The organism is Thalassospira sp. MCCC 1A02491, from assembly GCF_001613785.1.
GTDB classification, from domain to species: domain Bacteria; phylum Pseudomonadota; class Alphaproteobacteria; order Rhodospirillales; family Thalassospiraceae; genus Thalassospira; species Thalassospira povalilytica.
Map to the genome: position 1 here is coordinate 1 of NZ_LPVX01000030.1, position 21,803 is coordinate 21,803.

General features: G+C 55.1%; 23 protein-coding genes. 13 read left to right on the forward strand and 10 right to left on the reverse strand.

Annotation, left to right across the window (positions count from 1 at the left end; genetic code table 11):
* Nucleotides 1-336: 336 nt before the first annotated feature.
* From AUQ42_RS11435 to AUQ42_RS11445, 3 genes are all read right to left on the reverse strand, one after another.
* Nucleotides 337-840, reverse strand: a complete 504-nt coding sequence (locus tag AUQ42_RS11435) for a transcriptional regulator (protein WP_228195980.1) — start codon at nt 838-840, stop codon at nt 337-339.
* Between the two features lie 47 nt (nt 841-887).
* Complete coding sequence (locus tag AUQ42_RS11440) at nt 888-1,382, reverse strand: response regulator (protein WP_068519226.1); 495 nt, start codon at nt 1,380-1,382, stop codon at nt 888-890.
* Between the two features lie 282 nt (nt 1,383-1,664).
* The gene (locus AUQ42_RS11445; RefSeq protein WP_068519227.1) at nt 1,665-2,138 is read right to left on the reverse strand and encodes a dCMP deaminase family protein; all 474 of its coding nucleotides are present in this window, start codon (nt 2,136-2,138) and stop codon (nt 1,665-1,667) included.
* A gap of 287 nt (nt 2,139-2,425) precedes the next feature.
* Between AUQ42_RS11445 and pyk the strand changes: the two genes are divergently transcribed.
* The 3 genes from pyk (at nt 2,426) to AUQ42_RS11460 (ending at nt 6,798) form a co-directional block, all read left to right on the forward strand.
* A complete protein-coding gene (gene pyk, locus AUQ42_RS11450; RefSeq protein WP_068519228.1) occupies nt 2,426-3,844 on the forward strand; it encodes a pyruvate kinase in 1,419 nt (472 codons plus the stop codon).
* Nucleotides 3,845-4,321: 477 nt separating this feature from the next.
* The gene (locus AUQ42_RS11455; RefSeq protein WP_068519229.1) at nt 4,322-5,839 is read left to right on the forward strand and encodes a hypothetical protein; all 1,518 of its coding nucleotides are present in this window, start codon (nt 4,322-4,324) and stop codon (nt 5,837-5,839) included.
* 5 nt (nt 5,840-5,844) lie between these two features.
* A complete protein-coding gene (locus AUQ42_RS11460; RefSeq protein ID WP_068519230.1) occupies nt 5,845-6,798 on the forward strand; it encodes a hypothetical protein in 954 nt (317 codons plus the stop codon).
* A gap of 120 nt (nt 6,799-6,918) precedes the next feature.
* On the opposite strand, the gene AUQ42_RS11465 is transcribed toward AUQ42_RS11460, so the two are convergent.
* From AUQ42_RS11465 to AUQ42_RS11475, 3 genes are all read right to left on the reverse strand, one after another.
* The gene (locus AUQ42_RS11465) at nt 6,919-7,233 is read right to left on the reverse strand and encodes a ribbon-helix-helix domain-containing protein (RefSeq protein ID WP_068519399.1); all 315 of its coding nucleotides are present in this window, start codon (nt 7,231-7,233) and stop codon (nt 6,919-6,921) included.
* 157 nt (nt 7,234-7,390) lie between these two features.
* Nucleotides 7,391-7,972 (reverse strand): DJ-1/PfpI family protein, encoded by a 582-nt coding sequence (locus AUQ42_RS11470; protein WP_068519231.1) that lies wholly within the window; start codon nt 7,970-7,972, stop codon nt 7,391-7,393.
* Nucleotides 7,973-8,398: 426 nt separating this feature from the next.
* On the reverse strand, nt 8,399-9,385 hold the full coding sequence (locus tag AUQ42_RS11475; RefSeq protein WP_068519232.1) for a mechanosensitive ion channel family protein: 987 nt from the start codon (nt 9,383-9,385) through the stop codon (nt 8,399-8,401).
* 225 nt (nt 9,386-9,610) lie between these two features.
* Between AUQ42_RS11475 and AUQ42_RS11480 the strand changes: the two genes are divergently transcribed.
* Entirely contained in the window at nt 9,611-10,513 is a 903-nt protein-coding gene (locus AUQ42_RS11480; protein ID WP_068519233.1) for an OmpA family protein, read from the forward strand.
* Between the two features lie 173 nt (nt 10,514-10,686).
* Nucleotides 10,687-11,331 carry a hypothetical protein gene (locus tag AUQ42_RS11485; protein ID WP_068519234.1) on the forward strand — a complete coding sequence of 215 codons (645 nt, stop codon included), beginning with the start codon at nt 10,687-10,689 and terminating at the stop codon, nt 11,329-11,331.
* A 95-nt stretch (nt 11,332-11,426) separates the two neighbouring features.
* Here AUQ42_RS11485 and AUQ42_RS11490 read toward each other — a convergent pair whose 3' ends face one another.
* Entirely contained in the window at nt 11,427-11,849 is a 423-nt protein-coding gene (locus AUQ42_RS11490; RefSeq protein WP_068519235.1) for a CoA-binding protein, read from the reverse strand.
* Between the two features lie 237 nt (nt 11,850-12,086).
* Here AUQ42_RS11490 and AUQ42_RS11495 point away from each other — a divergent pair, with 237 nt between their 5' ends.
* Nucleotides 12,087-12,965 (forward strand): sulfite oxidase heme-binding subunit YedZ, encoded by an 879-nt coding sequence (locus AUQ42_RS11495; protein ID WP_068519236.1) that lies wholly within the window; start codon nt 12,087-12,089, stop codon nt 12,963-12,965.
* On the opposite strand, the gene AUQ42_RS11500 is transcribed toward AUQ42_RS11495, so the two are convergent.
* On the reverse strand, nt 12,937-13,572 hold the full coding sequence (locus AUQ42_RS11500) for a LysE family translocator (protein ID WP_068519237.1): 636 nt from the start codon (nt 13,570-13,572) through the stop codon (nt 12,937-12,939). The genes AUQ42_RS11495 and AUQ42_RS11500 overlap by 29 nt on opposite strands.
* A 158-nt stretch (nt 13,573-13,730) precedes the next feature.
* Nucleotides 13,731-14,525, reverse strand: coding sequence for an enoyl-CoA hydratase (locus tag AUQ42_RS11505; protein WP_068519238.1), 795 nt, complete (start codon nt 14,523-14,525; stop codon nt 13,731-13,733).
* A gap of 163 nt (nt 14,526-14,688) precedes the next feature.
* Here AUQ42_RS11505 and AUQ42_RS11510 point away from each other — a divergent pair, with 163 nt between their 5' ends.
* The 5 genes from AUQ42_RS11510 (at nt 14,689) to rpsI (ending at nt 18,090) form a co-directional block, all read left to right on the forward strand.
* Nucleotides 14,689-15,600: a hypothetical protein gene (locus tag AUQ42_RS11510; RefSeq protein WP_068519239.1), complete on the forward strand. Its 912-nt coding sequence runs from the start codon at nt 14,689-14,691 to the stop codon at nt 15,598-15,600.
* Between the two features lie 367 nt (nt 15,601-15,967).
* Nucleotides 15,968-16,255 carry a hypothetical protein gene (locus AUQ42_RS11515; protein ID WP_068519240.1) on the forward strand — a complete coding sequence of 96 codons (288 nt, stop codon included), beginning with the start codon at nt 15,968-15,970 and terminating at the stop codon, nt 16,253-16,255.
* 283 nt (nt 16,256-16,538) lie between these two features.
* Nucleotides 16,539-16,979 carry a PaaI family thioesterase gene (locus AUQ42_RS11520; RefSeq protein ID WP_068519241.1) on the forward strand — a complete coding sequence of 147 codons (441 nt, stop codon included), beginning with the start codon at nt 16,539-16,541 and terminating at the stop codon, nt 16,977-16,979.
* A gap of 155 nt (nt 16,980-17,134) precedes the next feature.
* A complete protein-coding gene (gene rplM / locus AUQ42_RS11525) occupies nt 17,135-17,602 on the forward strand; it encodes a 50S ribosomal protein L13 (protein WP_008890948.1) in 468 nt (155 codons plus the stop codon).
* Nucleotides 17,599-18,090 (forward strand): 30S ribosomal protein S9, encoded by a 492-nt coding sequence (gene rpsI, locus AUQ42_RS11530; RefSeq protein ID WP_101246004.1) that lies wholly within the window; start codon nt 17,599-17,601, stop codon nt 18,088-18,090. Before rplM ends, rpsI begins: the two co-directional genes overlap by 4 nt.
* Before the next feature lie 204 nt (nt 18,091-18,294).
* Here rpsI and AUQ42_RS11535 read toward each other — a convergent pair whose 3' ends face one another.
* On the reverse strand, nt 18,295-19,458 hold the full coding sequence (locus AUQ42_RS11535; RefSeq protein ID WP_068519243.1) for an alpha-hydroxy acid oxidase: 1,164 nt from the start codon (nt 19,456-19,458) through the stop codon (nt 18,295-18,297).
* A gap of 382 nt (nt 19,459-19,840) precedes the next feature.
* Between AUQ42_RS11535 and AUQ42_RS11540 the strand changes: the two genes are divergently transcribed.
* On the forward strand, nt 19,841-20,734 hold the full coding sequence (locus AUQ42_RS11540; protein WP_068519244.1) for a GNAT family N-acetyltransferase: 894 nt from the start codon (nt 19,841-19,843) through the stop codon (nt 20,732-20,734).
* A gap of 221 nt (nt 20,735-20,955) precedes the next feature.
* Nucleotides 20,956-21,729: a hypothetical protein gene (locus tag AUQ42_RS11545; protein WP_068519245.1), complete on the forward strand. Its 774-nt coding sequence runs from the start codon at nt 20,956-20,958 to the stop codon at nt 21,727-21,729.
* Nucleotides 21,730-21,803 lie beyond the last annotated feature (74 nt).

A 21,803-nucleotide genomic window follows, 5' to 3' on the forward strand; every position in this document is an offset into this window, starting at 1 on the left:
GTGACGGGACTTGAACCCGCGGCCTCCGGCGTGACAGGCCGGCGCTCTAACCAACTGAGCTACACCCGCATGGTGTGTGGCGCGGTTTTTAGCAGCCACCCCATGGGGGCGCAAGCGGTTTTTGACCGGAATTTCAAATTTCTTTGTCGTTTCTTCTGTGGGTAGAAACCCGCCGTGATTGAGAAGCGTCAGGGTTCCGTTGTATCGGGCATTCCGGCATGCAGGCAGACGTCATGGTGCCGCGATACGGGGCGCAACGGACGGGATCAGGCAGGGATATTCGGATCGGGATCAGAAAGGCGGAAACGCAAACATGAAGGTTGCGTCTCCAGAAGCCTATTCGCGAGGCTGTTCGTAGCGTTCGGCGAGTTTGGTCAGGGCCGCAACAGTTGCCTGTTCAACGGTCGAGCCAAAGCCGGTCACGCGGCCCGCAAGAATGACATAGAGTGAGTCAATATGCAGCTGGATGACCAGCAGCTGTTTTTCATTGGCGGTGGTGCGGTCCGCCACGAAGTTTTCCATTGATTTGGCGATCTGCGTCATCAGCGGATACTGGAAGGTGCCGCCAAGGGCCTTGACCGAATAGGCAAGGTCGGAGCTGGTCGCAACCGCATCCTGGCGTTTGGTTTTGTCGCCAAGCGCCTGAATGATCATGCGACGGCAATCCATCAGATCCTTGCCGATATCACGCACAAAGGTTTCCGAGCTGCGCTGCACGACTTTTTCCAGCTCTTCGAGCTGTTCAGGCGACAGATTGATGTCAAAGCCCTTGACGAAGTTGACAGCCCGCCGCTTCAGGTCAGTCTGTGCGGGGATGATCTGAACATTCTTCTTTTTCATAGGCTCTTCCGGTTTCACGATTGCTCCGCTTCCCCAGTCATAATGGGTCATTCGTCAAGGCTCCTTCGGTCAGGGCCGTCGAACTGGACCTGTCTGCGGCGACGGTCGGGGCCGAAATATGTTCCGGTATTGATGAAACGTCTGGGCCGCGCGATCACCGACACCAGTCGGCTATAAAGTGCCTTGGCATTGAAAGGCTTGGCAAGAAATTCCGTAATGCCAAGGTCACGTGCAGTGGTCACGTAACGGTGTTCCGAATGTGCAGTCAGCATAATCACAGGAATGAACCTGTTGGGCGAATTGGTCGAATTGCGCATGACGTCAAGGAATTCAAGGCCATCCATGCCCCGGAGTCGCCATTCGCACACAACGATATCAATCTTTTCACTGCGCAGAACATCAAACGCGTCATTCGGTGTCTTTACGCGCTGAATGTGACTGGCGCCGAGATAGGCCAGCGTGTCGTACACTACTTGAGCTGAAATCTTGTCCCCGTCAACGATCAGAAAACTGATTTTACTAAAGTCGATTTTCGCGTTCATCCGGCCTCGTTTCCTGAGCATCATCACGAAATGCGTCGCTGTTCAGGGACCAACAGCAGCAAATCATTTCGGTTGCTGTTGTATAAACCCTTATACCTTTGTCTGGTTTCCAGCAAGGTCAAACCGCCCGTGAGAAGCCCCGAGAATCTGACAAATACTGACGCCGGACCAGCCGCTGGTTGTGAACAGAAAGCGCGATAGTCTTTTTTTTATTGGTGCTCGTACCCGAGTTGCACGCCCACCATATTGGGGGCTTTGGGCAATAGTAAAGGGGCTGATAGATTATTTCATCGGTTCGGTTGTGCCATCATCATCAATGACTTGCACGGCAACGCCGGATTCCTCGAACATCTCGGTCGAGATTTTCATATCCTGTTCCCAGCGTTCCAGAAAATCGGCGGTCAGTTTGGTTTTATCGACGAAAACCTCGGCGATGCCGGCCTGGATAATGGCGCGCGCGCAGTCGCAGCATGGAAAATGGGTCACATACAGCGAACAGCCATCAAGGGATGTGCCGGTATAACTTGCATTATAAATGGCATTGCGTTCGGCATGTTCGGTATAGGCGTATTTTTCAGGACGCTGATGGCGGCTTTCGACTTCGTCATCGACGCCGCGCGGGAATCCGTTATAGCCGACTGCGCGGATTTCCTTTTTCGGGCCGATGACAACGGCACCGACCTGGGTGCTGCGGTCTTTTGACCAGTCTGCGATGTGGGCGGCGAGGCCCAGAAAACGGTGGTGCCATTTGCTCATCGAAAGAAGCCCTGTTTGCGTCACTGAAAAGCGGCAATCGACAGGTGATTGCCCATTGCCCGGATGCGTGTCCGGTTACCTTTTAAGAGGGGGCTTCTTGTAATTGTCCAGTGAAAAATCACATTTTTGTAAAGGCATTTAATGAAAAGCCCCTGTTCAAATAGGGGCTGATTGACTATTAAGGGGTTACCCCCAGAAAAAGATCAGGACGCCTTGACGCCTCGCCGCAGATGCAGGCCGAAGCGGCAGGGCTCACGTGTAAACCAAATAACAAGAGGTAGTAGCCGATGCGCCGTCAACGTAAGGCGAAAATCATCGCGACCCTGGGGCCGGCGAGTTCCAAGCCAGAAATCCTTGAGAAAATCGTAAAGTCGGGCGTCGATGTATTTCGTCTGAACTTTTCGCACGGGGAACACGCTGAACATCTGGCCCGGTTCGAAGCCATCCGCGCGGTCGAAGAAAAGCTCGGCCGTCCGATCGGAATTCTGATGGACCTTCAGGGGCCCAAGATCCGTGTTGGCACCTTTGCCGATGAAAAGGTCGAACTCGAAGCCGGCGATACCTTCACCTTTGATATGGACAAGACCCCGGGCACCAATAAGCGCGTCTCCTTGCCGCATCCCGAGGTCTATGCCGCATTGAAGCCGGGTGCGAACCTGTTGCTTGATGATGGCAAGCTGCGCATGCGCGTTGAAAAATGCGATGACAAGTCAGCCGAATGTACCGTGATCACCGGTGGTCCGCTGTCGAACCGCAAGGGTGTCAATCTTCCCGATGTGATGCTGCCATTGTCGCCGCTGACCGAAAAGGACCGTGCCGATCTGGTGTATGGTCTTGAGATGGGCGTTGATTTTGTCGCCCTGTCATTCGTGCAGCGCCCGGAAGATGTCGCCGAAGCCCGCAAGATCATTCAGGGTCGTGCCGCCATCGTTTCCAAGCTCGAAAAGCCGCAGGCGATCGAGCATCTCGACGAGATCGTCGATCTGTCTGACATGGTGATGGTCGCCCGTGGTGACCTTGGCGTTGAATGCCCGCCCGAAGATGTGCCGATTCTGCAGAAACGCATCATCAAGGCCTGCCGCGAGGCCGGCAAGCCGGTGATTGTTGCGACCCAGATGCTTGATTCGATGGTATCCAACCCGGCACCGACCCGCGCCGAAGCATCCGACGTTGCAACCGCGATCTATGACGGTGCCGATGCCGTGATGCTGTCAGCAGAAAGTGCGGTTGGTAAATACCCGCTTGAAACCGTTTCGATCATGGACCGTATTCTGGTGCGTGTGGAACAGGATGAGCTGTATTTCCGCATGCGTGACGCCAACCGCCCGGATCCGGAACATAACGCACCGGATGCGATCAGTGCGGCGGCCCGTCAGGTGGCAAAAACCATCGGGTCCAAGGCAGTTGTCAACTATACCACGTCGGGTTCAACCGCATTCCGTGCCGCGCGTGAGCGTCCGGAAGTGCAGATCCTTGGCCTGACGCCGCGGATTCAGACCGCACGTCGTCTGGCGCTGTGCTGGGGCGTGCATCCGGTCTTTACCCGTGATGCGACCAACTTTGCCGAAATGGTCGGCATTGCCTGTGAAGTTGCCCAGCGCGAAGAATTCGCCGGACCGGGTGATTCGCTGGTGATTACCGCCGGTGTTCCGTTTGGTACTCCGGGGGCGACCAACATCCTGCGTATCGCATGGGTCAGCAACTGATCTGATATGATTTGATCCGGTAACGGATATCAAAACGGGCGGCCACAACGGTCGCCCGTTTTTTTATGCCCGAAATTTCCAAACGTGTCGTATCCGGGGTCTCGCCCGGAATTGGAAAAACCGTGAAGCCGGGACGGTCAGCAAATGGGGGCGAAGCGGACCGGGGAGGTGACCAAACCGGATAACTATCGAGTAACTTCCGGGCGATGATCGGGGGCGAATATCAGCGGTTTGTTTAGGGCGCTGTATTGTTAATGTTTTTTTGAGTCTTTCCGCCGATAGTCTAGAGGTAATCAAGGCTGTGTCTGATGGCATCGGTCCTTGATGTTGGGGATTTAAATTTAGACGTCTTGTCTGGTTGTTTATCACGGTCAGTTCTGGTTAAACTGTTCTGACAAAACATAAAAACGACGGGTATCTGCACTAATTGATACCCGATCCGCCGCCAGGCAAGGGACCAGGGGAATTGCTGCGATAATGCTGAGTTGGATGTTCAATCGGCAGAAAAACACCGGCGACGGGGGGCTTGACGATAAAGCCACGGCGAAGCTGCGTGATCTTGCTGACACTGTCCGTACAGTCGCACCCGATGCTTTTTCGGCTGATGCAGGAAATGCACGTGGGCGGTCGATCCCGCGCAAGAATTCCAGCGAAGAAATTTCAGAACAGACTGCTCTTGAGCATGCGGCCCGTTTGTCGAACGAAATGGCCTATGCCGAAGAAGACGAAGACGCACCGGATTTTGACAGCGATGTCCGTATGGATGTTGCCCGCCGTTTGCGCCGTCATCTCAATGATGTCAGCCCGTCAGAACGCCTTGAAATGGTCGAGGAGTTTGTCGCTGCCATTGCCAATATGGGTGATTGCTATCGTCCGCAGGTCATCAATCTGATCGAGCAGGAACTGGGACACACGCCCTATATGACCCGTCAGGCGGCAAGCCGTCTGCGTCAGGATATTCAGGCGATTGGCCGTGTGTCGATTGGCGAATATATCGAACTTCTGAGTGATTCCGACTTCCTTGATATCATGCGCGGGCGCGGTGAATTTGTTCAGACCGCCGCAGAACGCGCACGCGAAGAACAGGAAGCCGCGGCCAAGGCACGCCTGATCGAACAGCAGGCCGAAAAAGAAAAAAGCAGTCTTTTGAACCGGTTGTTGTCATCTGATGATGCGCCGCGCAACGTTGTTGCGATGACGCCCCATTTCACAGAGCGCAAGGTTGCCAAGCCCAAATCACCGGAAGGAGATCTTTTGGGCGGGCAGAGCCGCATTTCGCGTCAGGCCCAGCGCCGTATCGCCCATTTCATCATGGCATCGCTGTTTGATACCCTGGTTGAGCAGGGGCGTATGCGCACCGAAGTTGCCCGCGCCTTGCGCCAGTCGGTTCGCCAGCGGATTGAAAAGGCACGGTTTGAAAACCGCATGCCGCTGCATCCGGCGGATGCCGGGATGCCGGTCGAGATTGCCGATGACGTGATGCTTGATCACGATCATGAAACGGCATCGAACCAGAAGATGACGATCGACCAGTATATTCTGGACGCGGTTTCGCGGAATGAAGATGCGCTGGTTGTGCAGTCGCTGGCCCATTATGCGCAAATCCCGATCAGTGCGGTTTCCAAAATCCTTGATTCCGGAAGTGCGCGTGCGATCACGGCACTGGCATGGCGTGCGGGCATGACCGCCCCGTCATCGGTCGTGCTTCAGATCAGCAACGGTATCCCAGAAGCCAATATCGAAAGCCCGGCCGCCGGGGGACGTTATGCCATGGCATCGACGGATATGGATTGGTATATCGACTTCTTTAACGATACCAAGCCCGCCGCATCGGCATCACGCCCGCGGGCCGAAAAGGAGAGTGCGCAAGCACCGGCTGCGTCGAACAAACGCAATCCGAACCCGAATATTCGCCCACGGGCAGGCCGCAACAATGGCGGCCTTGAAGGGCTGGTCTCTGACAGGCGGCTCAGCAAGGGGCCCAAAGGGGACTGAGTGCCATGAGCAGCAATCACGGCATCTCATATGACGCGTTGAAATACGCGCTGACCATCAAGGAAAGCTATCAGAGTGGCGAGCCGCTGACAGTGACCGGGGCGGCGAAGCAACAACGTCTTTTGATGCCGGAACATTTGCTGAGCAATGATCTGGCCTTGATGCAATATGATGACCCGCTGGCGCTTGCTGTTATCGCGACCCGCGATCCGGAAAGCCCGATGGCACTGGCCGCGGCGATCCGCATGGGGCCGCATGCAAAATGCAAGGAACTGATTACCGGCGTGTTTGAAGTGGTTTCGGATGCCACCAAACATGAACTGGTGGCCGATTGCGCCAAGCTTCTGACCAAGAATGCGTTCAGCCCCGAAGCATTCCATCTGGTGCGGACCCGCGCATCCAACCATGTTGTCGAAATTCGCGAAGCATATCGCCGGGCGATGGCCGACAATCTGCGTGCGCTTCTGGATGGCAAGATGGCAGCACGCGAATTTGTCGAAGAATTCATCGAACTGGCATCGAACGGAAACCTGCGTATTGATATTTATCGCCGTCTGGTGATGAAGCTTATGCGGTCCGATGCGGTGCGTCCGAGCGTGAAGTTCATGTTGCTGGAACGCCTTGACCGGTTCCCACAGATGGTGAAGTTGCAGATTGTTAACGAGGTTAACTCTGCACCTGATACGCCGGAATATCAGACCCTGAAACAGGAACTGCGCTGGATCTACGAGACCAAGCAGAAACAGCAAACCCCGCAACCGATCAATGCCAGCAAGCCGCAGCCCAGTGCTGCTGATCTTGTGGCGCGATCCCAGATCGATTTCGGTGCCGCTGCGGGCATGCATCAGCGCAACAGCATCATAAAGCCGGCCGAGCCGACCCTGCGACGCAATGCCAACCCGTCAATCATGCGCAGCGGCGGGTTCAGCACGCGCGAACTTTCATCCTGGCTGAACTAGCCAAGACCAGGCTTACCACCACATCCACGCAAAATCCCATCCCGATAGATGGCCGAAGTCACGCGATGTGACGTTCAGGCGGGCGGGTGTATTTACTTTAAAAGTCCCGGGTCTTTTGGTCTAGCTGACCAGGCGCGAGCGTGTCTGGGCTTCGTTAAGTGTGGTGTGCAGTCCGATCTGCTTTTCCAGATAGACCGTGCAAATGACCCGCAGCAGGGAAGCAAAATTCGGGATGTCGCCACGTTGCGCGACAACCTCGTCATAAATCTTGCCCAGAAATTGCGGGGTGCTGAAGCCTTCGCCAGCCGAAATTTCATCGAGAATCTGCCAGAAGCGCAATTCAAGGCGCAGACTGGTGACAACGCCATTGATCCGCACGGACCGGCTGACGCATTGATAGAGTTCGGGTTCGGTACCGGAATAGATTTGACACATGAGGACGGCCTTTCCTGCAATGCTGCCCGTTTTGCGTCCCGCGAAAAAGGTGCCGGGCAGCTTATGGTCCGGGCCTGTTGCCAAGTCTGCGCAGACCCGTCAGTGCATGGTCAGGGAAAAATCGCCCAAGCGCAATCAGCGAATGGGCGATTGATCATCACAATTTTATGTCGGTCCCGAGGACGGCAAGGAAAGCTGCGAGCCATTTGGGGTGGGCAGGCCAAGCCGGTGCGGTGACAAGGTTGCCATCCGTGCACGCATCATCAATCGCGATATCGGCATAAATCCCGCCGCCAAGTTTGACTTCGGGGGCGCAGGCCGGATAGGCGGAAACCTTGCGGCCCTTGATGATATCAGCGGCCGCCAGAAGCTGTGCGCCATGACAAACAGCAGCAATCGGTTTGCCGGCATCGTTGAAATCGCGCACCAGTCGAATGACGTCTTCGTTCAGGCGAAGATATTCCGGCGCACGGCCACCGGGGATAAGAAGGGCGTCATAGTTTTCAGCACGCGCTGAAGCGAAATCGGCATTCAGTGCAAAGTTATGACCGCGCTTTTCGCTATAGGTCTGATCGCCTTCGAAATCGTGAATGGCGGTTGCCACGGTATCGCCAGCCTTCTTGTCGGGGCAGACGGCATCGACTTTGTGCCCGACCGCAAGCAGGGTCTGGAACGGCACCATGGTTTCGTAATCTTCGGCGAAATCACCGGTGATCATCAAAATCTTTTTGGCAGACATCGTTTATATCCTCCCGGGCGTGTTGTGATTGTCGTTGAGGGATGGAAATCATACGCCTGCAAGTAACCGGGCGGGTAACAGCGGGCTACTACATGCCCGGTGCAAAGGCCATGGGGGTGTATGGCGGGGGATATATACCGGGCCGTGGGATTGCCATGGGAGTGCCGAGGGAAAGAACAGGGGCGCAGGGAAGGGCCAGGTATGCGCCTTTGCGGTCGGGCTGCCAGGGGGATGGCATGGCATTTGACAGGCATAGTGCGTGATGTTCCTTCCTGTGCCTGTGCCTGTGCCTGTGCCTGTGCCTGTGCCTTGTGCTCCAGTGTTCAAGGCAGCGGGCGGTGCATCGGCCCCGGCCTTGAAAATTGCCATAAAAAAAAGAGGCCCGTTATCGGGGCCTCTTTCATGTGATCAAGGATCAGGAACCGGTCAGCTTTTGCTTTCGGGTGCCTTTTTCGCAGCGGTGGTTTTAGCCGCCGTGGTTTTGGTGGTCGATTTTGCAGCGGTTGAACGCGAACGGGTGGCCGGTTTCTTGGCCGGTGCCTTTGCAGCCGGTTTGGCTGCTGTTTTGGTCGCGGTGCTTGCAGTTTCCGAAGATTCGATGATGTGCAGGTCACGCTGCGGGAACGGAATCGAGAAGCCGGCAGCTTCCAGTTCGGTTTTCGATTTGCGTGTCAGATCAAAGAAGGTCGGCCAGAATTCGGACGTTGCCACCCAGCCGCGTGCGGTCAGGTCGACCGAGCTTTCGCCAAGGGTCGCGACGAAGCTCATCGGTTCCGGGTCCTTGAGAACGCGCGGATCGGATGCCACCAGGTTTTTCAGGAAATCAAGTGCCGCATCAACATCGTCGTCATAGGCGATGCCGACCTTGATATCGAGACGACGGGTCGGGTTGCGAGAATAGTTTTTGATCGCGCTGTTCCAGATCTGCGAGTTCGGGGCAGAAATGAACACACCGTCGGGCGTCTTGAGCAGAGTGGTGAACAGGGTGATTTCAACGACGGTACCGGAAATTGAACCGGCTTCGACGAATTCGTCAATCTTGAGCGGACGCAGGATCAGGATCATGACACCGGCGGCGATGTTTGACAGCGTGCCTTGCAGTGCCAGACCGATTGCCAGACCGGCAGCACCGAGGACGGCGATGATGCTGGTTGTTTCCACACCAAAGTTCGAAAGAACCGCGACGAGGACGAATACCAGGATTGCATAACGCACAATGCTTGCTGCCAGCGGCTTGAGAGTCGCATCGACAAATTTTGCATTTTTAAGCGAGTGGCGTACCAGTGCCGAGGCGCGTCCGGCAAGCCACCAGCCAACGGCTAGAATGACAATTGCGCCTAAAAGATCCATGCCAAAGCCGAGTGCGAACTGCTTTAGCATCAGTGTGATCTTGGATACATCGGTTTCAATCATTTCATCCTCGTGCGCTCAGTGTCATGGTTGTATTATTTGCTACTCATACATCAGTATGACACAATAAGAATTACAGGTTTATGTGTTCTTGAAAAGTGTGTAGCAAAACACAATTCTTTTTACACGTATGGAACAAATCGCGTTTTCGGTCGTTTTGAGACATAATCTCACCATCTTTGGTGATAAAGTATTTGCTGAATAACAACCTTAAGACAGGGGTAAGACATGCAGATTCGTCCGACTATTCTTTGTGCTCTTGGTGGCGTTGCGCTTCTGAGTGCGTGTAGCAGCGTAGATAATTCCGGGACTGCGGTTATGTATGGCGGTAACCCGCTGACATACAGCAATTCTGTATCATCTGCGATCTCTGGCACCGAGCCGACGACCGCATTCGGCAAGGCGCTGAAAGCCGAGTATATCGCTTATGCACAGCGCGAAGCTGACGAGTGGTACGACTTCTTTGATGCCGATTTCTTTGCGAAAAAGGCCGGCAAAGTAGCAAGCAACGAAACCATTCTTCCGGAAGATCCGGCAAACTGGCGTTTCTCGGCTGAAGAAATTGCACAGAAACGTGCAGTTCGTGACGAGCTGATCGGTTTGCTTGATGATGGCAAGCGCGAAGAAAAGCCTGACACCGCAGCAGTTGCACAGGCCCGTTTCGATTGCTGGATCGAGGAAAGTGAAGAAGGCTGGCAGACCGAGCTGATCAGCCAGTGCTGGAAAGACTTCGAAGCTGCGATGGCAGAACTTCGTGCGGTAGAGCCGGCACCGGCTGCTGCGGCACCGGTTGCTGCGAAAGAAGCACGTCTGTTCACGATCTTCTTCGATTTCGACAGCGTTGCAATTACCCCGGTTTCGGAGCGCGTTCTTGATGCAGCGGCCGAACAGTGGGCAACTTCGATGGGTAATGTTGCGATCGTCGGTCACGCCGATGCATCGGGTTCGGCAGCCTATAACCTGAAACTGTCCGAACGTCGTGCACAGGCTGCTCTGTCGCAGCTGACCGGTCGTGGTATCAAAGCTGACATGATCGAGAGCGACGCGGTTGGTGAAGGTGAACTTCTCATCCCGACTCCGGATGGTGTTCGTGAGCCGCGTAACCGTCGTGTGACGATTTCTGTCGACTAAGCTTCGACATTTACCAAATCTTTGGCAACGAGGTGGCATTATGCCACCTCGTTGTTTTTATATGTGCTTTTACCTGTGCCGAAGAATTTCGCAGGAATTACAGTTGAAATTCGGATTAATCTGCATAATCTCAGCGAAGTATTCCGACACGTATCAGTGAGAGGCGGGGACATATGCTAAAGGCCATTGCGGCGGTCTTTTCGCGACGCTCGGGGGGCGTGACACTTGCACTGGCGATTGCGTCAGCGGCAATTACACCGGCTGCGATGGCAGCGGATAAAACCCCAATCGTACCTTTTGAAAAGTTTTATGCTGATCAGCGAGGTGACGGAAAGTTGCTGCGCTTTAATGCGTTTTCCGGGGAAATTCCGGGGAAACGAATCAAGGCGCTGTTGCGATCGGGTCAGGTTGTTGGTGACCGCATCCTTCTTTCCGAAGATGTGGCGGTCTATTTCCCGGATGGCTATATCGTCCAGTCACAAGCCCGGTTCAGCAAATATATCCCCAAACCCAATGTCGTCCCCGGTACTGTTGCCAGCCGGGATCATCTGTCGGAAAATCCGCGTTACGCGCTGGTGGAACGTTTTGACACGATCCTTGGCCGTGAATGCGCCCGTACAGAATATGCCAACGGTTTTGCCGCATTGCGGATCAAGTCGGACGGGGTGGTGTCGCTGGTTCTCGAAACATCGGGGCTTTATGACCAGATCGTTGACGAACAGACCACGACCTATAGCGTGACCAGTGCCGTACAGCCGGTCTTTATCGGCAATCAGGGCCTGATGCCCGAACTGATGGCAAAATGCGGTCGCGGCTGATCGCGCATTTGTCTGACTGAATTGCAAAAGGCACCGGGTTCCGGTGCCTTTTTATTTTGGCGACTCGCCATAGCAAATTTTGAAAAATCAGCGGATCAGAACAGCCGGGGAATTTCGATGGCCGGGCAACGGTTCATCACGGCGACCATGCCATGATCGATTGCCCTGGACGCCGCATCGGGGTTCAGCACGCCAAGCTGCATCCAGACCGATTTGGCCTTGATTGCGATGGCTTCATCCACGACGCCGGCGGCATCGTCACTATTGCGGAAGATATCGACCATATCGACCGGCTCGGAAATGTCGGCAAGGGTGGCGACCACCGTCTGACCGTGAATTTCCCCGCCTGCCTGACCGGGATTGACCGGGATCACATGATATCCGCGATCAAGCAGGAATTTCATCACCCGGTTTGACGGGCGATCAGGCTTGGGACTGGCGCCGACAAGGGCGATTGTTCTGGTCGTTTCCAGAAGCGATTTAAGGGCGGTATCATCCGGGTTTTCGAACTGGGGCATTTTGTTCAATCCATCAATTGTTCTTGGTTGATAGTTATATGATCGGCGATCCTGTGCAACTGTTTGGCGCGGGTCACAGGTTGAAAGGCGGGCTCGCGGAAAGTTGATGGCGAGTTTAAATGACGCGGCACATCAAATGCGCTTTGAGTAGGTCAAGGCAGTTTCCGGCTTTGCCGGGATGCCGTGTTTGAATTTGGCGCGCGCTTGCGTGCGCTACAACACCATAGGCTTGACTGCATGTATCCATGGCTTGATCCGTCCGGACGGTTTTCCTTTTTCAAACTGGTGGTCTTTGTCGCGCTGCTTGTGCCCGGTGTGGTTTTGCTGTGGCCGGTGATTGCACAGGGCGGGGCGACGATCCCGGTCAAGGAAGCCATCCTGCAAAGTGGTGACTGGACGATCAGAATCCTTTTGATATCGCTTTTGATCACGCCATTGCGCCGGATTACGCGATTTTCAAAGCTGGTGCAGGTGCGCCGCCAGATCGGTGTTGCGGCCTTTTGTTACGGGATGGTTCATCTTGGGCTTTATGCTATCAGTCAGAACCTTGATCTTGGGCGGATCGCAAGCGAGATCGTCCTTCGGATTTATCTGACGATCGGGTTTGTCGCCCTGATCGGACTTGCTATCCTTGCCGCAACCTCGACCAAGGCGGCAATGCGCCGGCTTGGTGCGAAATGGGCGCGCCTGCACAAACTGGTTTATCCGATTGCGGTTCTGGGAGCGCTGCATTTCTTTATGCAGTCCAAGGTCGATGTCAGCGAAGCCACCCTGATGGCCGGGTTGTTTGTGGCCCTGATGCTGTATCGGTTTGCGCATTGGCGGGGCTGGTCATTGCGGTCGGCCGTGACGCTTGTTGTGATCGCGGTGATCGCAGGCCTTGCGACAGCGGGGATTGAATATGGCTGGTACGCGCTGGCGACCGGTATTCCGGCCGGGCGCGTGGTGGCGGCCAATCTTGAATGGATGTGGCCATTGCGCCCGGCATGGAATGTGTTGCTGGCCGGTCTTGTGATGGTGGTGATTTACCCGTTTGGCCGCGATGGCGCGGGACGGGCGATGTTATCGGCGCTGATCGGTGCCGGGTCTAGACCGCAGCACTCGCGCGGCGGGTAAGGGCAGTCAGCAAGCCCGCACCAATCATCACCCCGCCACCAACCCGGGTCAGACGACGCATGGCATCAGGATGGCGGAACCGTTCACGCAGGGCGGCGGCCATCACCGCCCAGATGGCGACATTGATCGCAGCCAGAATGACAAAGGTTGCGGTCATGACGACGAACTGTGGCAAAACCGGGCTTCCGGCCGTGATGAATTGCGGCACAAAGGCAATGAAGAACACGATGCCCTTGGGATTAAGGGCGGTGACCACATAGGCCTGAAGGAACATGCGCGACGGGCGGTTGCGTTTGGCATCCGGGTTGTCCTGCAACGCGCCGGGATTATCGCGCCACATCTTGATGCCCAGATAGACCAGATAGGCAGCGCCGCAGAATTTCAGGATGGTAAAGGCCTCGGCCGAGGTGGCAAGAAGCGCACCAGCCCCGGCCAGCGAAATGGTCATTGCAGTCAGATCGCCCAGGGCAACGCCGGGAACAGTCGCCCAGGCGGTTTGCCGTCCCTTGCTCAGGGCGTAGCTGACCACCAGCATGATGGTCGGGCCGGGAATGATCAGTATGACGGTGCAGGCAACGACAAAGGCAAGCCACAATTCAAACGGCATCGGAGTTACTCCATCAGGGCGTGATAGGTCGCCACCATCGCAGGACCAATGCCGGGCAAACCCGACCGGGCACCCGGGCAGAACCGCGATGGCAGCAGATATATGAGCAAACGCAGAGTTCAGATGCGAATGCAACCCTTCAATCCGTAATCAGGCGGTCATTCATGGCGCCATGTCGGGTGGCGCTTTTCAACGAAGGCGCCGATGCCTTCGCGGGCGTCGTGTTTTTGCATGTTGGCGGTCATGACATCGGATGCATAGGCATATGCATCGGGCAGGGGCATTTCGATCTGTTTGTAAAATGCCTGTTTGCCAAGGCGCACGGTCATGCCGGATCTTGCGGCAATGCCCGCGGCAAGGTCATCTGTTGCCGTTTCAAGATCATCATCATCAACCACGTCCGATACCAGCCCCATCGCAAAGGCGGTGTCGGCCGGGACCGGATCGCCTGTCAGCAACATGCGCATGGCGTGCTTGCGCGCGATATTGCGGCTCAGTGCGACCATCGGGGTCGAGCAGAACAGACCGATATTGACCCCGGGGGTGGCAAATTTGGCCGAACGGGCGGCAACGGCAAGATCACAGCTTGCCACCAGCTGACAGCCAGCCGCGGTTGCCATGCCGCGGACACGGGCAATGACCGGCTGGGGCAGGGTGACGATCCGCATCATCAGACGGCTGCACTGGGCAAACAGGCTGGCATGCTGATCACAGTCGGTGACGCCGCTCATTTCCTTAAGATCGTGACCGGCACAAAAAACCGGGCCATCGGCGGCAAGAATAACGCACCGGATATCGGGGTTTTGGGCGATGTCGTCAAAGGCATCCTGAAGGGCGGACATCATTGCCGCTGACAGGGCGTTGCGCCGGGCGGGGTTGGACAGGACAAGGGTGACATAACCGTCGTGATCATGGCGGGTCACCAGCGGGGATGACGGGGTGGCGGTGGTCATGGTGTTCCTCCTTGATGCGTGTGCGTGGCATCGTTTTTGATTTTCTTCTACTTGTGATCGTAGTAGAATTGCACGCATCGGGTCATCAATAAAACCGTTTACAAGCATCGGGATATTCGGTGTTTGAAGAATAAACCGAACGGTGAAAAACGCATGGTTGTGGATGAGTGACAGTCAAACGCGGCGTCCTGGTCGGGCGCCGAACCGGTTTGTTTCAGCGCGTAAATGGCAGGAAACGATAAAGTCGCAAAAGCCTGTCCGGGAAACGCCGATCAAACGGTTTGATCGCAAGGACGTAATGGAGCGCGATCTTGAACGGTATCGCGCCGAAGCGCGTGCGCGGTTGCTTCGTAACGGTTTTGACATCCCGCCCTTTTTGATGCCCAAGCCCAAAATCATCGATGATGACAACGAAACCCCCGATCCTGAAACAGTCGAGGTCACGGAAACCCGTCCGCCGGCGATGCTGGGGCCAAAGCCGTCCCCGATGGTCAGCGACAAACAGATCGCCGCAGCCAGTGCCGCCAGTGCCGAACGCGCACAAAATGCGACACGGCCCAAGCCCAGCCGCCATGTTCATGTGCAGAACGCCGCATCCGGTGCCGCAGCACTGCATGGAAACCCGGCCGCCCAGGCCAGCCACGAAGCGGCCCAGGCCGCCGCATTCGCCGAAGAAAAGACCGCGTATGACGAATATGTCGAAAGCCTGAATGGCGGGGCGACATTGCTTGATCGGGTGCGACAGTCAGACGATGGTGACGCATCATCGGGCAATGACATTCAGGGACGTGTTGATGACTTCAAGGAAAAGGAAGTCCGGCAGTCACGCATTGATTTGCCTGATAACACGGCCAACTGGGCCGCGCGTGGCGAAATGGACCGCAAGCGTCTGGAAATCCTTGAAAAACAGGAAAAGGCCAAGGCAAAAGCCGCGCGGTCAAAACGCAAGGCACGCGACCCCATCACCTGGGACAAGTTTCTGCCACGTGCCGCGGCCTATATGATTGCAGCGGTTGCCATCGGCTATGTGCTTGTTCTGACAGTCAGCGAGTTTTCGGCAATTTTGGGGAAATAGTCGGCTATTGTCGAACTGTTGCCGTAATCCCCATATAAGTATCAGGATAGTCAGACGGTTCCGGCCCACTGGATTTGCCCATCGGTTTGCCCCACAGGTTTTGTGCAGGCAGGCCGGTTGCGGATAACAAATCCATACACCTGAAAATCAGGGATCGGTCGGTGATATGCTGCTTGGGGCATGCTGTTTGGGGGCAGCATCCGGATCATCGTCAGCCTTTGAAAAGGCAAAGCATCGGGACAGACGCGACAGACCATCAATGAGGGGGCCGTCATTTTCGTGGTGCACAGCATCGCAGCGTGAAAATGACCGGAATTTTCGACATACCCTTGTTGCAGGAGGCAGCGAGTGACGCTGTGAAATCGCCATGATGCGTGACGAAACCGGTCAGGAAGACCGCCGCCCTGTCTATCTTCCGGAAAACCGCCATCATTGGGCATCCAATGATGAGGTCGACAAACCTGTTGTGGATTTGTCGCGCGGGCCCGTCCGGGCAAGGTTCAAACATAAAGCAGCCTCGCAACCGCCGATGTCATCGGGTGAATGGATGCGACGCAAATTGCCGCATATCGGTGCGACGGCGATTGTCGCCATTGTTATCGGGGGTGTGGTGCTGGCCACATTTACCGATCTGGCGTCGATCGTTTTGCGGTAATCGTGATTCCGTACCTGTACCGTGATATGGCCGGGTGTGAACCGGCTTTGCTGCGGGCGCGCCATTGTTGCCTGATCCAGGGACGTCAATAAACAGATGGCGATAAACAGATGGCGAAAAACACACGGTGACAAAATGGATCGCGGCAAACAGTCCGCATCCAATGGTGGGGAAGAGATGCAGAAACCGTAAAATATTGACGTTAACGTAAACGTTATGTCAGGCTGTCGATCTGGATCAATAATGCCAAAGCAAAACTGGCAATTTGGGGAGGTCTGCTGTCATGAACAATTCGCACGCCCGCACCGGGATCACCCCGGCCGATTTTGATGCCATCATGCGCGAAAAGGTGCCGTTTGTCGGCGATATGGGCGTTATCACGGAAAGTCTTGAAAATGACACGGCGGTCCTGCGGTTGCCGTTCAGGGAACGCTATTTGCGGCCCGGCAATGTGGTAACGGGCCCGGCGATTTTTGCTTTGGCCGATATTGCGCTTTATGCGGTGGCCTGGCTTGTGGTGCCCAAGGCGGATCTGGCGGTAACGACCGAGGCGACGGTACATTTCCTGTCGGGGGCGAAGCCGGGCGACCTGATTGCCGAGGCCAGGATCCTTAAGGCGGGCAGGCGGCTTTTGATTGCGGAATGCCATATTCGATCAGCCGTTGATAACAGTCTTTGTGCGCATGTGATCGGCACATATGCCATGCCGCCGGCGGAAAAATAGCGCGAAATCGTGTGGTAAAATAATACCTCTTTACGTAACTAATTGATTTACAATGAAATATTCCTGTTGTTTTCCTGTTGAATGCTGGCATAATGCGCCGACTTTCAACGAGGGAAGATTCCCTCCGTGAAACCCAGTTTTCGAGTATTGAAATAATGAAAACCTTCACTGCGACACCGAGCGACATCGAGCGCAAATGGTTCGTGGTCGACGCTGAAGACGTCGTCCTTGGCCGCCTTGCTGCTGTTGTTGCCAACCGTCTTCGTGGTAAACACAAAGCTATGTTTACCCCGCACATGGACTGTGGCGATCACATCGTCATCGTCAATGCCGAAAAAGTCAAACTGACCGGCCGTAAACTTCAGAACAAGAAGTTCTACTGGCACACCGGTTACCCGGGCGGCATTAAAGAACGCACCATGGACAAGCTCCTGAATGGTGAGCACCCGGAACGTGTGATCATCAAAGCTGTTGAGCGTATGATGTCCCGTGGTCCGCTGCGCAGCCAGGTTCTTTCCAAACTGCACGTCTATGCTGGTACCGAGCACCCGCATGAAGCTCAGAAGCCGGAAGTCCTCGACGTTGCGGCTATGAACGAAAAGAACAAGCGGAGTGGCAAATAATGGCCGACACCAAAACTCTTGAAGATCTCAAGGATCTGGCACAGGGCGGCGAAACCGCAGCTGCTGCTGAAGGCACCCTGCCGGAACCGAAGATCGACGCACAGGGCCGTTCCTATGCAACCGGTCGTCGTAAAAACGCAATTGCACGTGTCTGGATCAAGCCGGGCTCGGGTAAAGTCACCGTCAATGGCCGCGAGTTCGAAGACTACTTCGCACGTCCGGTTCTGCGCATGGTCATCAACCAGCCGTTCGGCGTAACCGATCGTAAAGATCAGTTCGACGTCGTTTGCACCGTATCTGGTGGCGGTCTGTCTGGTCAGGCAGGTGCGGTTCGTCACGGTATCTCCCGTGCGCTGACCCTGTTCGAGCCGGCACTGCGTGGTTCGCTCAAAGCTGGCGGGTTCCTTACCCGTGACTCGCGTGCAGTCGAACGTAAAAAATACGGTCGTGCAAAAGCTCGTCGTAGCTTCCAGTTCTCGAAACGTTAATACGTTTCCAGACATCTGGTACGATACAGTATTGGAAAAGCGTCACTTTCGAGTGGCGCTTTTTCTTTTGCGGGGCAGGGTGCCGATACCATTGGTTCTTCAAACCTGCACAAAAAAGAAAACGGCGCTCTTTCCAAGGAAAGGCGCCGTTTTTTACGGACGAATTGTGGGGAAGCTTGGCGCGTGCCCCAACAATCTTGTGCGTTACTGCCAGCGGTCCGAGAAATCGCGCGGGACCATCAGGATGTCACGATCAACCGTGTTGATATCGGTGTGACCACAGAATGCCATCGAAACTTCAAGTTCCTTATGGATCAGTTCAAGCGCCTTGGTGACACCTGCTTCGCCCATGGCCCCCAGGCCATAAACATAGGCGCGCCCGATATAGGTGCCTTTGGCACCAAGGGCCAATGCCTTGAGCACGTCCTGACCGGAACGGATACCGCTATCAAGGTGAACTTCGATCTTGCCGCCGACCGCATCCATGATTTGCGGCAAGGCGCGGATCGAAGACAGCGCCCCGTCAAGCTGACGCCCGCCATGGTTTGAAACGATAATGGCGTCGGCACCGACATTCAGGGCTTCGACCGCGTCACGCGGGTCAATGATCCCCTTGATGATCAGCGGGCCATCCCACATTTTGCGGAATTCGCGAATACGATCCCAATCAAGGGAATCATCAAATGCCTGGGCGGTCCAGTCACCAAGCGATGAGGGATCAGCAACGCCCTTGGCGTGACCCACGATGTTGCCAAAGAAACGGCGCTTGGTGCCAAGCATGCCAAGACCCCATTGGACCTTGGTCATCATGTCGGCGACCGATTTGATCGTCAGTTTGGGCGGAGCAGACAGGCCGTTTTTCAAATCCTTGTGACGCTGCCCCAGCATCTGAAGATCGACCGTGATGACAGCGGCCGAACATTTTGCGGCCTTGGCCCGGTCAAACAGGCGCTGCATGAAGTCATCATCTTTGAGCGTATAAACCTGCAACCAGAACGGCTTGGATGTGTTTTCGGCCACATCCTCGATCGAACAGATCGACATGGTCGACAAGGTATAGGGCACGCCGAACTTTTCGGCCGCACGGGCGGCCTTGATTTCGCCATCGGCACACTGCATTCCGGTCAGTCCGACAGGGGCAAGGGCGACCGGCATGGAGACGTCCTGACCGATCATCTGGCTTTTGGTGGTGCGGCCCGACATGTCGATTGCGACGCGCTGACGCAGGTGGATATCCTGAAAATCGGTGGTGTTTTCGCGGAATGTCTGCTCGGTCCAGCTTCCGGATTCTGCGTAATCGTAAAACATGCGCGGGGTGCGCCGTTTATAGATACGTTTAAGGTCATCGACGCAGGTAATCACTGGCATGAGTTCAACTCCGAATAAGGTGCGCGTGGTAATGGTAATACCACTTTCCCAAGTTATCGCAAACCGAATTGAAAAACAGCCCCTTACTGACCATTTCCACATGCTGGAAACAGCGCGATGCGATCACGGGAAAAGAATTTTAAAAAGAAGGGTCGGAAATTGCGAAGTTTGTGATAAGAACAAGTTCAGGAACGATAATTTCCGATTTGCAAAGGATCACAAAATGGTTGGGAACATGCGACGAATTTTCAAAACATAGCTTTTTGAAACTCTGTTGGACATCCTTGCTGTTTGTGAAGGGCCGCTAATAGAGCGGTCTTTTTTTATGCCAATTCGAAATCCTGAAAATCCCAGTTAACCCCCAAAGAAAGGGACCACCGATATGCAGTACAGAAAGCTGCACGACGCCGATCTTGATGCCGCAAACGCATTTCTTGCCGACCATGCTGCGACCAGCATGATCCTGCGCGGAAATCTGCGAACTGCCGGTATCGAGCGACGCCGTCATCCGCTTTCTGGAAGCTGGTTCGGTGCTGTGGCAAATGATGGTGCGATCCGGGCCATTATTGCACAGTTCGGCAATGGCAATGTCTTTGTCCAGGCGGCGGATAACCAAACGGTCCCGATGCAACTGACCGAAGCCTTTCTTGCCGATCCGTTGCGGCCCGTAGCTGGGGTGTTCGGCGAGGCCGATCAGGCGGCGGATATGCTGGTCCAGCTTGGCCTTGCGGGCAGTGAATTTGCGATCAATGCATCGGATATTCTGTATGGGCTGGATCTTGCCAATCTGGTGGTGCCGGTCAATGCGCGCGCGGATGACTTTCAGATGGTTGATGCCGAAAAGGTTGAACGCAGCACATTGCTAAGCTGGCTGCGGGCCTATGAGATCGAGGCATTGGGGGCCGAAGACACCCCGGTTCTTGACAGCAAGGTCGCATCGCGCCTGGTGCAGTCCCTTGATGCGCGCAATCTGTGGGCACTGATTGTTGAAGGAAAGGCGGTAAGCCTTTCGGGCTTTAACGCCCAACTGCCCGACATGGTACAGGTCGGCCCGGTCTGGACACCACCTGAATTCCGGTCAAACGGCTATGCCCGGATACTGGTTGCCAAAACACTTCTGGCCGCACGGGCACGCGGGGTAACCCGCGCGATCCTGTCCACAGACAGCGAAGCCGCGGCAAAGGCCTACGAGGCTCTTGGTTTTGAGAAAATCGGGCGCTACCGCTTGGCGCTTCTTAAAAGCCCGATGCAGCTTGGTAAAATGTCCGCTGCATAGCTCAAAGAAGCCTGCATATCGCAAGGACAATGCCCGATTTGACCATCGAATATGTGCCTGCCGTCCGGTATGATCGGGGGCAGGCATTTTTCCATCCGGTGCTGGATGGGCATGTCGCACAATGGTTAAGCTTGCATAAAGGGTGCGCGGCGATAATGGCCGGCAAAGGGTACTTGTGAAAAGCGGCTGTGTTGCTGCTGATTGTTGTTAGAGGAAGGTTCATGACGAATTACTTCGTGATCACCGCCGGTCGAACAGGCTCGGCCTGGTTGGCTGATTTTCTGTCGGCGAACCTCAAGATCGAGGCGATACACGAACCGCTTGGTATCGAGGATTTCGGCACCCGGATGCCCGACATCCGAACCATGCGGACCTATAACAACCATGGAAATACCCGCTTTGTGCAGGAATTCTGGGAGCGGAAATTTCAAACCATTCCCGATGGGACCTATGCCGAAACCAACCATACCCTTTGCAAGTGCGGTTTGGTCGAAAACGTGATTTCGAATGGTCGGGCGGATTTCACGACGCTGATCATTTTAAAAAGAAACATCGTCAAACAATGCGTCAGTTATCTGGTTCGTAATGATTTCGGGAATATTACGCTTGCCTGGCAGTGGTACTTGCATCCGTCCTATTCGCGAAAAATCATCAATGCTGATGCATTTTCGCAATTCGGGCCGTTGGGCATGCCGCTTTGGTATTGCTATGAAATGGCCACGCGGCAAGAATATTACCGCCAAAAATATGCCGATCAGATCAAGATGGTCGATGTGTCACTTGACGAGGCGGTCCATGAAGAAGGGGCGAAGGCCTTTTTGACTGACCTCGGTATTGATGGCGCGTGCGTGATGCCGCCCAAAAAGAATGCAAACAAGGCACAGCCGAGCCAGGAACTTGTTCAGCAGGTTACGACAATCGTTGAAAAAATCACATTTGACCCGGCCAAGGTCGCAGGGGATGCCATCAAGGCCGGGTTTACGTTTGAGCCCTGAGTAGTGGGCGCGTCTGATTAAATCGCCTTGCAAGCGGTAGATCACGGGCGGGGTTCCGAGTATCGGGTAAATAT

Coding starts and splice junctions, on each gene's coding strand:
- AUQ42_RS11435 (WP_228195980.1), bottom strand. CDS start 840: ATGAAAAAGAAGAATGTTCAGATCATCCCCGCACAGACTGACCTGAAG.
- AUQ42_RS11440 (WP_068519226.1), bottom strand. CDS start 1,382: ATGAACGCGAAAATCGACTTTAGTAAAATCAGTTTTCTGATCGTTGAC.
- AUQ42_RS11445 (WP_068519227.1), bottom strand. CDS start 2,138: ATGAGCAAATGGCACCACCGTTTTCTGGGCCTCGCCGCCCACATCGCA.
- pyk (WP_068519228.1), top strand. CDS start 2,426: ATGCGCCGTCAACGTAAGGCGAAAATCATCGCGACCCTGGGGCCGGCG.
- AUQ42_RS11455 (WP_068519229.1), top strand. CDS start 4,322: ATGCTGAGTTGGATGTTCAATCGGCAGAAAAACACCGGCGACGGGGGG.
- AUQ42_RS11460 (WP_068519230.1), top strand. CDS start 5,845: ATGAGCAGCAATCACGGCATCTCATATGACGCGTTGAAATACGCGCTG.
- AUQ42_RS11465 (WP_068519399.1), bottom strand. CDS start 7,233: ATGTGTCAAATCTATTCCGGTACCGAACCCGAACTCTATCAATGCGTC.
- AUQ42_RS11470 (WP_068519231.1), bottom strand. CDS start 7,972: ATGTCTGCCAAAAAGATTTTGATGATCACCGGTGATTTCGCCGAAGAT.
- AUQ42_RS11475 (WP_068519232.1), bottom strand. CDS start 9,385: ATGATTGAAACCGATGTATCCAAGATCACACTGATGCTAAAGCAGTTC.
- AUQ42_RS11480 (WP_068519233.1), top strand. CDS start 9,611: ATGCAGATTCGTCCGACTATTCTTTGTGCTCTTGGTGGCGTTGCGCTT.
- AUQ42_RS11485 (WP_068519234.1), top strand. CDS start 10,687: ATGCTAAAGGCCATTGCGGCGGTCTTTTCGCGACGCTCGGGGGGCGTG.
- AUQ42_RS11490 (WP_068519235.1), bottom strand. CDS start 11,849: ATGCCCCAGTTCGAAAACCCGGATGATACCGCCCTTAAATCGCTTCTG.
- AUQ42_RS11495 (WP_068519236.1), top strand. CDS start 12,087: ATGTATCCATGGCTTGATCCGTCCGGACGGTTTTCCTTTTTCAAACTG.
- AUQ42_RS11500 (WP_068519237.1), bottom strand. CDS start 13,572: ATGCCGTTTGAATTGTGGCTTGCCTTTGTCGTTGCCTGCACCGTCATA.
- AUQ42_RS11505 (WP_068519238.1), bottom strand. CDS start 14,525: ATGACCACCGCCACCCCGTCATCCCCGCTGGTGACCCGCCATGATCAC.
- AUQ42_RS11510 (WP_068519239.1), top strand. CDS start 14,689: ATGAGTGACAGTCAAACGCGGCGTCCTGGTCGGGCGCCGAACCGGTTT.
- AUQ42_RS11515 (WP_068519240.1), top strand. CDS start 15,968: ATGATGCGTGACGAAACCGGTCAGGAAGACCGCCGCCCTGTCTATCTT.
- AUQ42_RS11520 (WP_068519241.1), top strand. CDS start 16,539: ATGAACAATTCGCACGCCCGCACCGGGATCACCCCGGCCGATTTTGAT.
- rplM (WP_008890948.1), top strand. CDS start 17,135: ATGAAAACCTTCACTGCGACACCGAGCGACATCGAGCGCAAATGGTTC.
- AUQ42_RS11535 (WP_068519243.1), bottom strand. CDS start 19,458: ATGCCAGTGATTACCTGCGTCGATGACCTTAAACGTATCTATAAACGG.
- AUQ42_RS11540 (WP_068519244.1), top strand. CDS start 19,841: ATGCAGTACAGAAAGCTGCACGACGCCGATCTTGATGCCGCAAACGCA.
- AUQ42_RS11545 (WP_068519245.1), top strand. CDS start 20,956: ATGACGAATTACTTCGTGATCACCGCCGGTCGAACAGGCTCGGCCTGG.